Source organism: Halorussus vallis (genome assembly GCF_024138165.1).
GTDB lineage: Archaea > Halobacteriota > Halobacteria > Halobacteriales > Haladaptataceae > Halorussus > Halorussus vallis.
Window position 1 is genome coordinate 1,770,287 of sequence record NZ_CP100000.1, and the last position, 14,680, is coordinate 1,784,966.

The window sequence follows — 14,680 nt, forward strand, 5'->3', positions numbered from 1 at the left end:
TTTCAGTGTTCCTCCGTGTCGACCTTCGGGTCGAGGACGTCGCGCAGGCCGTCGCCGAGCATGTTGAACCCGATGACGGTGATGCCGATGGCCAGCCCCGGGAAGACGATCATCCACGGGGCGGTTTCGATGAAGCCCCGGCCGGTGTCTATCATCAGCCCCCACGACGGCGTCGGCGGCTGTGCGCCCAGGCCGAGGAACGAGAGGCTGGCCTCGGCCAGGATGGCGAACGAGATGTTGAGCGACCCCTGGACGAGCAACGGCGCCGTGCAGTTGGGCAGCACCTCGCTGAAGACGATGCGGGTGTTCGACTCGCCGCGCGCGACGGCGGCCTCGACGTACGCCTCGTTGCGCTCGGTCAGCGCCGCGCTCCGGGCGACCCTGGCGATGTAGGGCGTGTAGACGAACGCCAGCGCCAGGATGACGTTCCGGAGTTCGGGGCCGAGGACGACCAGCAGCGTCAGCGCGAGCAGCACCGGCGGGAACGCCATCGCGGCGTCCATCACCCGCATCAGTATCTCGTCGGTGAGGCCGCCGGAGTAACCCGCGATGACCCCGATGAGCGTCCCGGCCGCGAGCGCCGCGCCGATGGCCTGAAGACCGACCTCCAGCGAGATGCGAGTCCCCATCACGACCCGGCTGAAGATGTCGCGGCCGAGTTCGTCGGTCCCGAACGGGTGTTCGAGCGACGGCGCCTCGGTCCGCTCGCTGATGTTCGTCTCCGAGATGGAGTAGGGCGCGATGAGCGGCGCGAAGATGGCGACCACCACCAGCGTGAGGACGATGGCGAGGCCGACCTTCGCCTTGGTGTTGTTGCGGAACTTCCGGACGAACGTCGAGATGCGCTCGCGCTGGGAGTCCGAGATGGTGAGGCGGGCCCGGAGCGTGTTGCCGGGTTCGGCGGACATCACTCCTCACCCCCGTAGCGGATGCGCGGGTCGAAGTAGGCGTACAGCAGGTCGGCGGCGAAGTTCGAGAGCATGTATATCATGGCGACCACGATGATGCACCCCTGAATCAGGGGGATGTCGCGGCTCTGGATGGCGGTCAGCGTCAACTGGCCGATGCCGGGCCACGAGAACACCTCCTCCAGGACGACCACGCCGCCGAAGGCGTAGCTGAACTGGAACGCCACGACCGTGATGACCGGGATGATGGCGTTGCGGAGCGCGTGGCGCAGGACGACGACCCGCTGGGTCATCCCCTTCGCGCGAGCGAGTTTGATGTACTCCTCGCTCAGCACTTCGAGCATCGACGACCGGGTCATCCGCATGATGTAGGCCGTCAGCGCGAATCCCATCGACGCCGCGGGCAACACGAGGTGTTTGAGCGCGCCGATGGGCGACTCCATCGGCGAGACGTAGCCGCCGGTCGGGAAGAGGTTCAGCCAGACGGCGAACACCAGGATGAATATCAGCCCCCACAGGAAGATGGGGACCGAGATGCCGACGAACGCGAACAGCGAGGACGCCACGTCCGAGGGTTCGTTCTGGTGGACCGCCGAGTAGACCCCGAGCGGAATCGACAGCGAAACCGCGACGAACGTCGCGGCGAACGCCAGCAGTAGCGACCGGGGCAGTTTCTCCATGATGAGCGCGGCCACGGGTTCGTCGAAGCGGAGCGACGTGCCCATGTCGCCCTGGAGCAGTCCGACCACCCAGTCGACGTACTGGAGGTACAGCGGTTGGTTGAGACCCATCTGTGCTTTCAGCGCCTGAATCGACTCGGCGGAGGCGTTCGGCCCCAGGATGACCAGCGCGACGTTCCCGGGGAGGACGTTGGTGACGCCGAAGGCGATGACCGTCACCAGAAACAGCGTCACCGCGATGAACGCCGCCCGCCGAGCCACGTAGTTGTACATCGACATTGGTTGGAAAGAGAGCGCCGTCTATCAGCGGTCGAGCCAGTTGTTCTGGAAGCGGAGCGTCGAACCGTCGGGCGCACCCATGTCCCCCTTGTACGCGTTGACTCCGGCGTAGAGGTTGGCCTGCCACCAGAGGAAGAGGTGACCCGCCCGCTCCCGGTGGAGGATCTCGGTCGCCTTGTGGTACTTCTCGGCGCGCTTCTTCTCGTCGTACATGTGGCGGGCCTCCTCGACCAGCTTGTTGTACTTCTCGTTCGTCCACCCGGTGAAGAAGAACGCGCCCTCGGGGTGGAGGAACTTGTAGAACGAGACGTCCGGGTACCACAGCGCGAGGTACGAACTCGTCGTCGCCTGGAAGTTCCGCTTCGAGTAGACGTTCGAGAGCCAGCTATTCCAGGTAATCTTCTGGATTTTCAGGTTGATGCCGACGTCGCTGGCCTGGTCGGAGATGACCTTCGCGGCCTGGACCTGGGTCGGGTACGACTGGGGAATCTTGAACGTCGCGGAGTAGCCGTCGGGCATGCCCGCCTTCTTCAGGTGTTCCTTGGCCTTCTGCTTGTTCCGCGGCCGGGGTTTCACGTCGGGGTTGACCCACGGACTGCCGGGCGTCGCGGGCGTCGCCGTGGGCTTGCCGGTGCCGTACAGCGCCGCCTCGGCGATCTGCTTCTTGTCGAGCGCGAAGTCGAGGGCGAGGCGGGCGTGCTTGTTGTCGAACGGTTTGCGCTTGCAGTTCAACCCGAGATAGACCAGCGACTTCGGGAACTGCTTCTCGAACCGGGCGCTGTTCATCTGCTTGACCGTCTGGACGTCCTTGGGCGCGACGCCGTTGATGAAGTCGTACTCGCCCGCCTGGAACGACTGGAGCCGGACGCTCGGGTCGGTGATCTCGCTCTTGACGATCTTGTCGATGTACGGCCCGTCGCTGCCGCCCCCGTCCCAGTAGTCGTCGAACTTCGTCATGGTGAACGAGGTGTCGATCTCGCGGCTCTCGAACTGGTAGGGACCGGTGCCGACCGGCTTGCCGACCTCCTTCTTCTGGGCTTTCTTCTTCGGCATGATGGCGAGTTCCGCGGTCGCCATCTTCGCGATGAACGGCGCGAACGGCTTCTTGAGTTTGACCTCGAAGGTGTGCTTGTCGGGCGCGTTCAGGCTCTCGACGAACTTGAAGAAGCCGGTGGCGAGGTAGTCGCCGTTCTCGACCCGCTTGTAGCTCGCCATCACGTCCTCGGAGGTCATCTCGGTGCCGTCGTGGAACTTCACGCCCTCCCGGAGCTTCATCGAGAGCAGCGTGTCGTTCTCCTTCTTCTCCAGCGTCTTCGCGAGATGGGGTTTCAGCGAGTAGTCGGGCTGGAGCTGGACCAGTTCCTCGTAGATGTTCTCGAGCACGCGCTTGGACGCGGCCGAACTGTCGAGGTGCGGGTCGAGTCCCTGCACGGGGACGGCGCCGCCCCACTTGAGGGTGCCGCCGGACTTGGCCGACCCGCCGCTTCCGCCCTGGGTGGTCCCCTGGCCGCCGCTTCCGCCGCCTCCGCCGTTCCCGTCGCCGCTACTCGTACACCCCGCGAGCGCGAGCGGCACCGACGTCCCGACCGCGCCGACGAACTGCCGCCTGTTGAGCGGCAACCCGGTGCCGGAGTCGCTCCCGTCGCTTCTCTTGCTATCTTTTGGCATAGTCACTGGTTCAGGTTTCCAGGTCATAAAACTTCTGGAGATGAACTTATTCGCCAGTTAATCCTACTTGTGTGACCGAAACCCTAACTTGGACCTACATTTGTCGAAATGAGAACGGCGAATCGAGAGGGAACCACCGGTCCCCGGCTGTAAGAAAGGCCACAGTATATAAATAAGAGAAATCGGAGAACCGAAACCGACGAATTCGGCCGTCTCCGGCGCTCGTCGAGAATGAAAATCCCGTTAGTGAGTAACAATCAAGTACCGTTCCGTGAAACGAGGCGTATCGAACATGGACGTACAGCAAACGCGACTCCGCGACGACCTCGAAGCCAACGCCGAGTTCGGGGCCGTCGCGGTCGAGGAGGGCCGGGGTCGGACGGTGCTGACCGGGACGGCGGCCGACCGCGAGGCCCGCGAGTACCTGATGGAGCGACTCCGAGATGCCGGCCTCGACGTTCGGGTCGACGCGGTGGGCAACGTCGCGGGGCGGTGGACGCCCGAGAGCGCCGACCCCGACGCCGCCCCGGTCGCCGCCGGGAGCCACCTCGACTCGGTGCCGGAGGGCGGCATCTTCGACGGTCCGCTGGGCGTCTACGCCGCCCTCGAAGCGGTCCGGGCGATGCAGGACGCCGACTTCGCGCCCGCTCGGCCGGTCGAGGTCGTCTCGTTCACCGAGGAGGAGGGCCAGCGGTTCGCCGGCGGCCTCGTCGGGTCGAGCGTCGCGTCGGGCGACGTGGGCGTCGAGGAGGCCCTGGCGTTCGAGGACGACGACGGCGTCTCGCTCGAAACCGCGCTCGACGGCATCGACGCCCGGGGCGAGGGTCGCATCGACGCCGCCGACTGGCGCGCCTGGTTCGAACTCCACGTCGAGCAGGCCGAGCGACTCGAACGGGCGGGGGTCCCGGCGGGCGTCGTGACCACCATCACCGGCCTCTCACGGTGTCGCGTCGAGATTCGCGGCGAGGCCAACCACGCCGGGTCGACCGCGATGGACGAGCGCACCGACGCGCTCGCGGCCGCCTCCGAGTTCGTCCTCGACGTCGAGTCGGCCGCCGACGAGGTGGTCGCCGACGAGAGCGACACCGCGGTCGCCACGGTCGGAAAGTTGGACGTCCGACCGAACGCGCCCAACGTCATCGCCGACGCGGTGGAGTTGACCGTCGACGTGCGGGACGTGCGTCACGGGTCGGTCGACCGGATCGCCGAGCGGGCCCGCGCCAGCCTCGACCGACTCGAAGCCGAGCGCGGCGTCGAGACGACCCTCGAACGACCGTGGGACCGCGAACCCGTCCCGATGAGCGAGCGGTGCCGCGAGGCGCTTCACGAGGCGGGCGCGAGTGCCGGCATCGGGACGCTTGACCTCCACTCCGGGGCGGCCCACGACACGATGCACGTGGCGAACGTCACCGACGCGGCGCTCCTATTCGCCCCCTCCGAGGACGGCATCTCGCACAACCCGCGCGAGTGGACCGACTGGGAGGATTGCGCGGCCGCCACGCGGGTGCTCGCCGGCGCGATAGCGCGGTTGGCCGCGGAATAGGGCGGGAATTTCTCTCCGTAGGTTGGGCGCGTCGAGTCGCCGCGGCCGCGGCGACCCGACGCGCTCCGAGAACGGGTTTCACGAAATGCGAACGCGGTCGATTCTTCGAGAACGAAGTCACCGAAACCACCTCGCAGGCCTCAGTGCGTCCCGGTTCTCCGATTTTGTCGGTCGAGGCTTCGATTCGACGTCCAACGGGTGGACCGCTTTCGGGCAAGTATCGCCGTCGTTCGGGGGCGACGGCCGAACTTCTCGGGTTCACGATACGCGAACACCTATGAACCTTCGGTGGATACGGACGGGTATGTCCGAGGAGCACTCGGGGGAGTCGCCGCGCATCTTGAAGACCGTCTCGCGCGCGCTCCAGGTCGTCCGCGCGCTCGAAGAACTCGACGGGGCCACCGTCACCGAGGTGGCCGACCACCTCGACGTCTCGAAGAGCGCGGCGTACAACTACCTCATGACGCTCGAAGACCAGCGACTCGTGGTCAAGGAGGGCAACGACTACTCGCTGTCGCTCCAGTTCCTGATGCTCGGGGAGTACGTCCGCAACCAGAACGTCCTCTACGACACCGGTAAGGGCGAAATCGAGCGCCTCGCCGAGGAGACGGGCGAGTACGCCCACCTCGCGACCATCCAGCACGGCCTCAGCGTCAACCTCTACAAGGTGAAAGGCGAGAAGGCGGTTGGCAGCGACTACCAGACCAGCAAACTCCAGAAGCCCGACTACCTCCACTTCTCGGCGACCGGCAAGTCGATGCTGGCGTACCTCCCGCGCGAGCGCGTCGAGGAGATACTCGACCGCTACGGACTCGCCCGGAAGACCGAGAACACCATCACCGACCGCGAGGAACTGTTCGACGAACTCGAACGGATTCGCGAGCGCGGCTACGCGTACAACGACGAAGAGGAGATAGAGGGGCTACAGGCCATCGGCGCGCCCATCCGCGACCGCGAGGGGTCGGTGCTCGGGGCGCTCAGCGTCTCCGGCCCGCTCCGCCGGATGAACGACCCCGACTACCACGACACCATCGTCGAGACGGTGACCAACGCCGCCAACGTCATCGAGGTCAACATCAACATGGCCGAAACCGACGACGACCTGCCGGACTTCGCCTGACGGTCGGTTCCCTCGATTCTCCCCCTTTAGAGCGACGACGACTTCGGACCGACGGACGACGAGCGACGACAGTCGAGGAGAGAGTGAGAGACTGGGCGGGGAGCAGTATTACTCTCCAGGCGCAATATCGAGCAACACCGGTCGAGCGAACGGGGAGACGGTGACAAGCGACGACGAGACGCCCGCGGCGACCCGCGACTCTCGGTCGCCGCCGACGGCCGTGTCAGGAACGCGAACGTTCAAGCGCCCCGGCGGAGAACGTAGCACAGATGCCCACCGCCGCGTCGGAACCGCCGGTTTCGCGGATACGCCGAGCCCACGTGTTCGCGTACCTCTTCTTCCTGCAGGGCGGCGTCTTCGTCCTCGACAACGTCGCGTCGATGCTCGCCGACGGAGTGGTCGCGGCGACTGCCGCCGGCGCGTGTCTCGGACTGTTCGGCGTTCTCGCGGGCTTCCTCTCGCTGTTCAGACCCGAGGAGTACGGCGGCGGTACCGACCCAGCGTCTCGCGCGGTCCTCGCTCTCGCGACCGTCGCGACGGTCGCTTTCGCGTTCCTCGTCGTCAGCGCGCCGCAGTAGCGGCCGGAATCGGAGCGACAGCGAAGGAGGCGCGAGAGGCCCCGACCCGGCAGTGGTTGCCGGTTTTGTGCGAACGACGCACCAACGCCCTTAACGCCCCGACGCTCCTACGCCCGCCAATGACTGCCGCCATCGAAGTCGAGGACTTGCGCAAGCGCTACGAGAACGTGCAGGCGCTCGACGGCGTCGACCTCACGGTGCCGGAGGGGAGCTTCTTCGGTCTGCTCGGCCCCAACGGCGCGGGCAAGACCACGTTCATCAACATCCTGGTCGGCCTCGTCCGGCGGTCCGGCGGCCGCGCGGCGGTGTTCGGCCACGACGTCGAAGACGACTACCGGCAGGCCCGGGACGCCATCGGCCTCGCGCCCCAGGAGTTCAACGTCGACCGGTTCTTCCCCATCCGGGAGGTCCTCCAGCACAAGGCGGGCTATCACGGAATTCCCGCGGACGAGGCCGGCGAGCGCGCCGACGAAGTGCTCAGGCGCGTCGGCATATACGACAAGAGAGACACCCGTTTCGACTGGCTGTCGGGCGGGATGAAACGGCGATTCGTGCTCGCGCGCGCGCTCATCACCGACCCCGACCTGCTTATCCTGGACGAGCCGACGGCGGGCGTCGACGTCCAACTCCGGCACGAGCTCTGGGAGCTCATCACCGAACTCAACGAGTCGGGAACCACCATCCTGCTCACGACCCACTACATCGAGGAGGCCGAGCGCCTCTGCGACGAGGTGGCCATCCTCGACTCGGGCAGCGTCGTCACCGTCGCCACGCCCGAGGAACTGATGGACCGCGGCCCGGACAAGATTCGCGTCACGCTTCGCGACCCGCCCGCGAGCGCGCCGTCGCTCTCGCGCGGCGCGCTCGCGTCCGGCGCGGAGGACGCCCGGGTCGAGAGCGTCGAGATGGAAGGCGACCACCTGGTGGTCACCGCGACCAAGGGCGGACTGGTCGCGCCGAACCTCGTGCGCGAACTCGACCGCGAGGGCTACGAAATCGTCGACCTCGACATCTCGCGGACCTCGCTCGAAGAGGTGTTCGTCGAGATGACGCGGGCCGACGAGGGCGGCGAGGAGCGCGAGGGCGAAGCCGAGGACGGGACCGAAGCGGTCGCCACCGACGGAGGTGCGAGATGAACGTCGCCGCGGGCTGGACCGGCTTCAAGACCCTGACCAAGCGCGAGATTCTGCGGTTCATCCGGCGGCCGCGCAACACCTTCGTCCCGCCGTTCGTCACGAACGTGCTGTACTTCTCGGTGTTCGGGGTCATCCTCGGCGACCGGGTCGGCGCCGTCAGCCTCGGAGGCGACCCCATCCCGTACATCCTGTTCATCCTGCCCGGCCTCGTGGTGCTCGGCGCCATCTCGAACGCCTTCGAGAACGCCTCGTTCTCCATCTTCCACGGCCGCTGGAACGAGTACATCGAGGAGACGCTGACCTCGCCGATGCCCTACTCCCGGATGGTCGCCGCCTACATCGTCGCGGGCGCGACCCGGGGACTGTTGGTCGGCAGTCTCATCGCGGTCATCGGCGCGTTCTTCACCGCGGTCACTGTCGCCCGGCCGTTCTACCTCGCGGCGTTCGCACTCGTCATCACGTTGCTGTTCTCGAGTTTCGGCGTGGTCGGCGGCCTCTGGGCCGACGACTGGGACAACCTGACGATGATGAACCAGTTCATCGTGCGCCCGATGGTGTTCTTCGGCGGCGTCTTCTACGCGGTCCGGGAACTCCCCTCGCCGTACCAGGAGCTCTCGCTGTTGAACCCGATGGTCTACATGGTCAACGGGGTCCGCTACGGCTTCCTCGGCGTCTCGGAGGTCGACCCGACGATCTCGCTCGCGGTGCTGTCGGCGCTGACCGCCGCCATCGTGGCGCTCGACGTCTACCTGTTCCAGCGCGGCTACGGCCTGACCGACTAGTCGCGCGCTCGGACGGCGCACCGATTTGCGCGGCTGATTCTCGACGCCAGCGTGGGACGGCGAGCCGATTCTACGAGAACTACGGCTTCGAGTTAGAACGGTGCGTCGACGTCGAGGCGTTCGGCGAGCGGTTCGACCTCGCACTGCACCGAGAACGGAAGGACGACCGACGACGCTCCGGCGTGCCGCGATGTCGGGAGCGAGTCACTTCAGCAGACCGCGGAGGCGACCGAACACGCCCACCTCCGCGGGGCCGTCCGCCTCGCCATCGTCCGTCTCATCGTCGTTTGCTCCTTCGGTATCCGGCGCGTCGTCGGTCACCGTCTCGTCCGACTCGTCGTGAGGGCGAACGGTTTCGCCCTCGCCCGCTTCGGCCAGCGCGATGGCGCGCTCGACCAGCGCCTCGGGGTCGGAGACGGCCTCGCGGACCGGCACGGCGACCGTCGGGAGGTCCGCGAACCGGCGCTCGTCGACGCGGACGTCGGCGGCGACGATGGCGGCGTCGGCCCGTTCGAGGTCGGCGGCCGCGAGTTCGTTCTCCGTACCCATCGCGCCCTGGACCTCGACCTCGATGTCGTGGCCAGCCGCGGTCGCGGCGCGTTCGAGCGACTCCGCGCCCATCTGACTGTGGGCGATGCCGGTCGGACACGCGGTCACTGCGACGAGGTTCATCGTCCCTCCGTGAGCAGCGCGGTCACTTCATCGTTCGTACTCGCCGCGGCGGCGGCCGCCGCGCGCGCGGCGGCCGCCTCGCGGTCGAGGCCGTCGAGTCGCCGCTTCACCGCCGGGACGGCGTCCGGGGCGACGCTCATCTCGGTCACGCCGAACCCCGCCAGCAGCGCCGCCAGTTCGGGGTCGGCCGCCATCTCCCCGCAGCACCGAACGGGCACCCCCGCTTCGGTCGCCGCCGTCACCGCCCGCTCGATGGCCCGGAGGACGGCCGGTTCTGTCGGGGAGACGTCGGCGTCGCGTTCGACCCCGAGCACGTACCGGGCGAGGTCGTTGGTGCCGAGCGAGAGCGACGAGACGCGGGCCGCAAGGTCGGCCGCGAGTTCGACCGCGGCGGGCGTCTCGACCATCGCGGCGAGGCGCGGCCGAGCGTGCGGGACGCCGGCGTCGGTGAGGTCGGCGACGACCGCGTTCAGGCGGTCGCGAACCGCGGTCACCTGTGACGTCCGGGTCACGTGCGGGAGCACCACCGAGAGTTCGCCGTCCGCCCGCCCGGCGGCGCGGCAGGCGGCCCGGAGTTGCGTCGCCAGCAACTCGGGCGTGTCGAGCGACCGCGCGACGCCGCGGGGACCGTCGCCCTCGAGCAGTGGCTTGTCGCCGCCGAAGTCGAACGTGCGGACGGCGACGCGGTCGTCGGGGAACGCCGCGAGCGCCCGGGCGTACGCCGCGGCCTGCTCGTCCTCGTCGGGAATCCGGCCGAGTCGGAACGCGAGCACCTCGCTCCGGAACAGTCCGACGCCGTCGGCGCCGCGTTCGTCCGCCGTCTCGGCCTCCCGGCCCGACCCGACGTTCGCCGTCACCGCCAGCGTCGCCCCGTCGCGCGTTTTCGGCGGTTCGGGGACCGCCTCGGGGGGGTCGGGGGCGAGACGGTCCGGGTCGGGGTCGACCGTCACTCGACCCTCGGTGGCGTTCACCGCGACCCTGGTGGCCGTCTCGACGGCTTCCAGGCCGTCGCCCACCCCGACCACGGTCGGGACGCCCCGCGACCGGGCGACGATGGCGGCGTGGCCGATGGGACTGCCCGCGACGCTGGCCGCGCCCGCGACCCGCTCGGGGTCGAGTCGAACCGCCTCCCGGGGCGTCAGTCGCTCGGCGATCACCACCGCGCCGTCGGGGGCGTCCTCGACCGACCGGTTCCGCCCGCCGACGAGTTCGGCGAGGAGGCGCTCGCGAACGTCTCGCAGGTCGTCCGCGCGGGCCGCGGTGCGTCCCCCGCGCTCCTCGAACTCGTCTATCCACGCGCCGAACGCGCGGCGGACCGCGCGTTCGGCCGGTGCGCCCGCGTCGAGGGCCTCCTCGACGCGTTCTTCGAACGCGGGGTCCGACAGCAACACCTCGTGGGTGGCCAGCACCTCCGCGCCGGCGTCGCCGACCGTGGCCGACGCGAACTCGCGCTCGGTGCGGAGCGATTCGACCGCGCGCGAGCGTGCGCGGTCGAATCGCTCGCGTTCCACCTCCGGGGACCGGTCGGCGTCGGGCGAGGGAGTCGCCGCCTCGGTCGGGGCGGCCCGTCCGAGCCAGAACGCCGGCCCGACAGCGACGCCCGACCCGACCCCGTCGCCGCGGAGACCGGTCACGGTTCGTCCCCCTTCGACAGCGCGGCGGCGACCGCCTCGACGGCCGCCGCGGCGTCGGGTCCGGTCGCGCTCACCGCCACCTCGTCGCCGCGGGCGGCGCCGAGCGCGGTGAGTTCGAGGAGGCTGGCGGCCCGGGCCGACTCCTCGCCGAACGCGACGGTCACGTCGGCGTCGAACTCGGCGGTGGTCGTGACGACGTCCCGGGCCGGACGGGCGTGGAGACCGGCGTCCCGTTCGACGACGACCCTGCGGTCGACCGTCTCGCGGCCGTCGGTCGCGTCGGGGGCGTCCGTCGCCGGCCGGTCGTCGCGGCGGTCGGTCACGACATCGCCTCCCGGACGGCGTCCACGACCGTCCGCTCGGAGCGTGCGTCGGCGAGTCGCGCGCGGAAGTTGGGGTCCACGAGCGACCGCGAGAGGCGACTCAGCGTCGAGAGGTGGTCGGCGTCGCCGTCCGCGGGGACGAGCAGACAGAACAGGAGCGTCGCGGGGTCGCCGTCGGGCGCGCCGAAGTCGACGCCGCGGTCCGACCGCGCGAACGACACCGTCGGCCGCGCGACGGCGGCCGTCCGCGCGTGCGGAATCGCCACCCCGTTCCCCATCCCGGTCGGGGCCGACGACTCCCGGTCGAGCAGCGCGGCCCTCGCCGCGTCGCGGTCGGTAACGCGGCCGGCGTCGACCGCGAGGTCGAGGAGGAAGTCGATGCAGGCCCGCCGCTCCGCGGGCGGTTCGGCCAGCGTGACGAGGTCGGGGGTGAGGAGATGTTCCGAGCCCATTGCAGTCACTCTCCCGGGGCCGTTCCATCGGTATCAACCCTCGGTCTTCGGAGCGTCGCGACCGTCGCGGTGACGGCCGCGCCGAGCGCGACGCATCCGAGGAATCCGACGGGTTCGTTCGACAGCGGCACCACGAGGACGCCGCCGTGGGGCGCGGGCATGGTGACGCCCAGGCCCATCGAAGCGGCGCCGCCGACCACGCTCCCGAGGACGCACGCCAGCGTCGTCCGACTCGTTCCCCCGGTCGTGTACGCCAGCGCGCCCTCGGTCACGAACGAGAGGCCGCCGACCACCGCGGTCTTGGCCTGGTCGCGGTCGGCGTCCGGGTACCGGCCGGGCGAGAGCGCGTGGGAGGCCGCGAGGCCGAGCGGCGGCGTCATCCCGGCTACCATCACCGCGGCCATGGGTCTGAACAGCAGTTCCGGCAGAAGTCCGACCGCGAACACGTAGGCGACCTTGTTGAGGGGCCCACCCATGTCGGCGGCCATCATCGCGCCGAGGAGGCCGCCGAACGCGACCATGACCGGCAGCGACGCCTCTCGGAGGAGAAACTCCACGTAGTTCGTCGTCAGCGCGAGCGGAACCCCGAGGACCAAGACGACCGGCGCGAGGACGGCGGTGACCGTCACTGGCAACACGAGCACCGGCAACAGCGGTTCGACGGTGGCCGGAACGTCGATGCGCTTCGCGAAGTTCACCGCGACGCCCGCGAGCAACCCCACGATGAGCGCACCGAGGTAGCCCGCCTGGGCGTCGCCGGTGTTCACTCCGAACAGGACCGCTGTCGTCTGGACGAGGCGGGCGTCCTGGACGAGTGCGGCGAGCACGAACCCCGGCGCGAGGCCAGGCCGGTCGGCCACGCCGTACGCGACGAATCCGCCCAGCACCGGGACCATGGCGCTGAGCGCGATAGAACCGACGGTGACGAGGTACCACGGCAGCGTGCCGAGGTTCCCGCCGATGGTCGTGGAGGCGCCGAGCGTGTACCCCGCCGCCTGGAAGACGCCGGCCACGGTGACGAACGGAATCATGTAGGTGACGCCCGTCATGAGATCGGCGCGCACGCGGCCGAGCGCCCCGCGTTCGTCGGCCAGTCCATCCTCCATGGTATACTCCCACATGTACGAACGAACGTTAAAAATGTTTTCTGAACGTTTTCGTTTCTGACCGAAATTACCCGTTCAGTGGGACTGGACCGGCAGTCGCCGAGCGTCCTCGCAGACGTCCGAGAGCGACGGCACCGTCGTCCCCGGCGCCTCGACCGCGCGGGCGGCGACCGCCACGCCGTACCTGAGCGTCGCCCGCGGCGAGTGACCCTCCGCGAACCCCGTCAGCACGCCGGCCAGCAGCGCGTCGCCCGCTCCGGCGGTGTCGACCACGTCCGCGTCGGGCGCGGGAACGTACAGAACGTCGTCCCCCGCGGCCAGCACCGCGCCGTCGGAGCCGAGCGACGCGACTACTCGGTCGAAGCCTTCCGACCCGAGTCGGCGGGCGGCCGCACAGCACTCCTCGACGGTGTCGGTCGGCATCCCCGTCGCGGTCGCCAGTTCGGCCCGGTTCGGCTTGCAGAGCGCGTAGGGCACCCTGAGCCGGTCGAGGAGCGTCCCCTGGAGGTCGACGACCGTGTCCCAGTCGCCCGCCGACGCGATGCGGTCGACCGTCGCGGCCCCGAGGCCGGGGGGCAGACTCCCGGCGATGACGACCGTGTCCGGGTCGTACGCGCGTATCTTCTCGACGATGACCCGGACGCTTCGACGCTTGACCCGGTGGCCCGACTGGTTTATCTTGTACTCTCCGTCCGGCGAGAGGATGGTCGTGTTGAGCCGGGTGCAACCGGACATCTCCACGAAGTCGTGGCATATCTTCGTCCGGGAGAGTTGGCGCTCGACGAAGTCGCCGAACAGGCCGCCGACGAGTCCGGTGGTGACCGTCTCGACGGCGAGGGCGTCGAGGTACTTCGAGACGTTGATGCCCTTGCCGCCCGCGTCGTACTGGTCGATGCCGGCGCGGTTCACCGCGTCGGCTTCGAGCGGGCCGTCGAGTTTGATGGTGTGGTCGACCGCGGGGTTCAGCGTGACCGTCAGAATCATTCGCCGACCTCGTCGACGTCCACACCCGCCGTCTCGAACGCCTCGCGGAGGTCGCCCTCGACGACCGCGTCGGTGATGAGGAGGTCGACCGTCTCGAGGTCGGCGAACTGCACGAAGCTCTTCCGACCGAACTTGGTGGCGTCGGCCACGAGGACCACGCGCTGGGCCTTCTCGCACATCAACTGCTTCATCCGCGCTTCGTCCTCGTTCGGCGTCGTGAGTCCCGCGTCCGGGGCGACGGCGTTGGTCCCGAGGAACACCTGGTCGAAGTTCGTCCGCTCCATGAACGCCTCGCCGGTCGGGCCGACGAGCGCCCGCGTCTGCTGGCGGAGCGTCCCGCCGGTCACCTTCACGTCCTGGCCGTTGTCGGCCAGTTCGAGCGCGAGTTGCGGGGAGTTGGTCGCCGCAATGAACCGAACGTCGCCGGGTGCGCGCTTGGCCACCTCCATCGTCGTCGTCCCGGAATCGAAGAAGACCACCTGGTCGTCCTGGAACTCCTGGCTGGCGCGCTCGGCGATGGCGCGCTTGGCGTCGAGGTTCTGCACGCCGCGCTGGCTGTAGGACTGCTCGCTCGCCACGGTTCGGACGGGGAGCGCACCGCCGTGGGAACGCTCGATGAGCCCCTCGTCTTCGAGGTCGCGGAGGTCGCGGCGAATAGTCGCCTTCGAGACGTCGAGCAGTTCTGCGAGTTCGGCGACCGAACAGCCCTCCCGTTCGGTCACCGTCTCGACGATCTCGCGTTTGCGTTCGGCTGGGAGCATGCGTGAGTCTGTTCGCTACCGTCGTGGATGGGACCGGGGACCTTTTTGTTTTCG

Annotated in this window: 15 protein-coding genes; 5 read left to right on the forward strand and 10 right to left on the reverse strand. The window is 68.8% G+C overall.

Annotated features, from left to right (window positions below; all coding sequences use genetic code 11):
- Positions 1-2: 2 nt before the first annotated feature.
- From NGM07_RS09050 to NGM07_RS09060, 3 genes are read right to left on the reverse strand one after another with little or no spacing between them, the layout of a single operon-like run.
- On the reverse strand, positions 3-908 hold the full coding sequence (locus NGM07_RS09050) for an ABC transporter permease (RefSeq protein WP_253519684.1): 906 nt from the start codon (positions 906-908) through the stop codon (positions 3-5).
- Positions 908-1,867: an ABC transporter permease gene (locus tag NGM07_RS09055; protein WP_253519687.1), complete on the reverse strand. Its 960-nt coding sequence runs from the start codon at positions 1,865-1,867 to the stop codon at positions 908-910. The genes NGM07_RS09050 and NGM07_RS09055 overlap by 1 nt, the downstream gene beginning before the upstream one ends.
- Positions 1,868-1,891: 24 nt before the next feature.
- Positions 1,892-3,535: an ABC transporter substrate-binding protein gene (locus NGM07_RS09060; protein ID WP_253519690.1), complete on the reverse strand. Its 1,644-nt coding sequence runs from the start codon at positions 3,533-3,535 to the stop codon at positions 1,892-1,894.
- Between the two features lie 292 nt (positions 3,536-3,827).
- Here NGM07_RS09060 and NGM07_RS09065 point away from each other — a divergent pair, with 292 nt between their 5' ends.
- From NGM07_RS09065 to NGM07_RS09085, 5 genes are all read left to right on the forward strand, one after another.
- On the forward strand, positions 3,828-5,078 hold the full coding sequence (locus NGM07_RS09065; RefSeq protein WP_253519693.1) for a M20 family metallo-hydrolase: 1,251 nt from the start codon (positions 3,828-3,830) through the stop codon (positions 5,076-5,078).
- A gap of 304 nt (positions 5,079-5,382) precedes the next feature.
- The gene (locus NGM07_RS09070) at positions 5,383-6,198 is read left to right on the forward strand and encodes an IclR family transcriptional regulator (RefSeq protein WP_253519696.1); all 816 of its coding nucleotides are present in this window, start codon (positions 5,383-5,385) and stop codon (positions 6,196-6,198) included.
- 269 nt (positions 6,199-6,467) lie between these two features.
- On the forward strand, positions 6,468-6,776 hold the full coding sequence (locus NGM07_RS09075) for a hypothetical protein (protein WP_253519698.1): 309 nt from the start codon (positions 6,468-6,470) through the stop codon (positions 6,774-6,776).
- A gap of 119 nt (positions 6,777-6,895) precedes the next feature.
- Positions 6,896-7,912, forward strand: coding sequence for an ABC transporter ATP-binding protein (locus tag NGM07_RS09080; RefSeq protein ID WP_253519701.1), 1,017 nt, complete (start codon positions 6,896-6,898; stop codon positions 7,910-7,912).
- The gene (locus NGM07_RS09085) at positions 7,909-8,694 is read left to right on the forward strand and encodes an ABC transporter permease (RefSeq protein ID WP_253519703.1); all 786 of its coding nucleotides are present in this window, start codon (positions 7,909-7,911) and stop codon (positions 8,692-8,694) included. The genes NGM07_RS09080 and NGM07_RS09085 overlap by 4 nt, the downstream gene beginning before the upstream one ends.
- A 204-nt stretch (positions 8,695-8,898) precedes the next feature.
- On the opposite strand, the gene NGM07_RS09090 is transcribed toward NGM07_RS09085, so the two are convergent.
- From NGM07_RS09090 to glpR, 7 genes are all read right to left on the reverse strand, one after another.
- On the reverse strand, positions 8,899-9,366 hold the full coding sequence (locus NGM07_RS09090; RefSeq protein ID WP_253519706.1) for a PTS fructose transporter subunit IIB: 468 nt from the start codon (positions 9,364-9,366) through the stop codon (positions 8,899-8,901).
- Positions 9,363-11,000, reverse strand: coding sequence for a putative PEP-binding protein (locus tag NGM07_RS09095; RefSeq protein WP_253519708.1), 1,638 nt, complete (start codon positions 10,998-11,000; stop codon positions 9,363-9,365). The genes NGM07_RS09090 and NGM07_RS09095 overlap by 4 nt, the downstream gene beginning before the upstream one ends.
- Positions 10,997-11,323, reverse strand: a complete 327-nt coding sequence (locus tag NGM07_RS09100; RefSeq protein ID WP_253519710.1) for an HPr family phosphocarrier protein — start codon at positions 11,321-11,323, stop codon at positions 10,997-10,999. Before NGM07_RS09100 ends, NGM07_RS09095 begins: the two co-directional genes overlap by 4 nt.
- Positions 11,320-11,775, reverse strand: a complete 456-nt coding sequence (locus tag NGM07_RS09105) for a PTS sugar transporter subunit IIA (RefSeq protein WP_253519712.1) — start codon at positions 11,773-11,775, stop codon at positions 11,320-11,322. Before NGM07_RS09105 ends, NGM07_RS09100 begins: the two co-directional genes overlap by 4 nt.
- Positions 11,776-11,780: 5 nt before the next feature.
- Positions 11,781-12,881: a PTS fructose transporter subunit IIC gene (locus NGM07_RS09110; protein WP_253519714.1), complete on the reverse strand. Its 1,101-nt coding sequence runs from the start codon at positions 12,879-12,881 to the stop codon at positions 11,781-11,783.
- Between the two features lie 75 nt (positions 12,882-12,956).
- On the reverse strand, positions 12,957-13,865 hold the full coding sequence (gene pfkB / locus NGM07_RS09115; RefSeq protein WP_253519716.1) for a 1-phosphofructokinase: 909 nt from the start codon (positions 13,863-13,865) through the stop codon (positions 12,957-12,959).
- Positions 13,862-14,626 carry an HTH-type transcriptional regulator GlpR gene (gene glpR / locus NGM07_RS09120; protein ID WP_253519717.1) on the reverse strand — a complete coding sequence of 255 codons (765 nt, stop codon included), beginning with the start codon at positions 14,624-14,626 and terminating at the stop codon, positions 13,862-13,864. Before glpR ends, pfkB begins: the two co-directional genes overlap by 4 nt.
- Between the last annotated feature and the right edge of the window lie 54 nt (positions 14,627-14,680).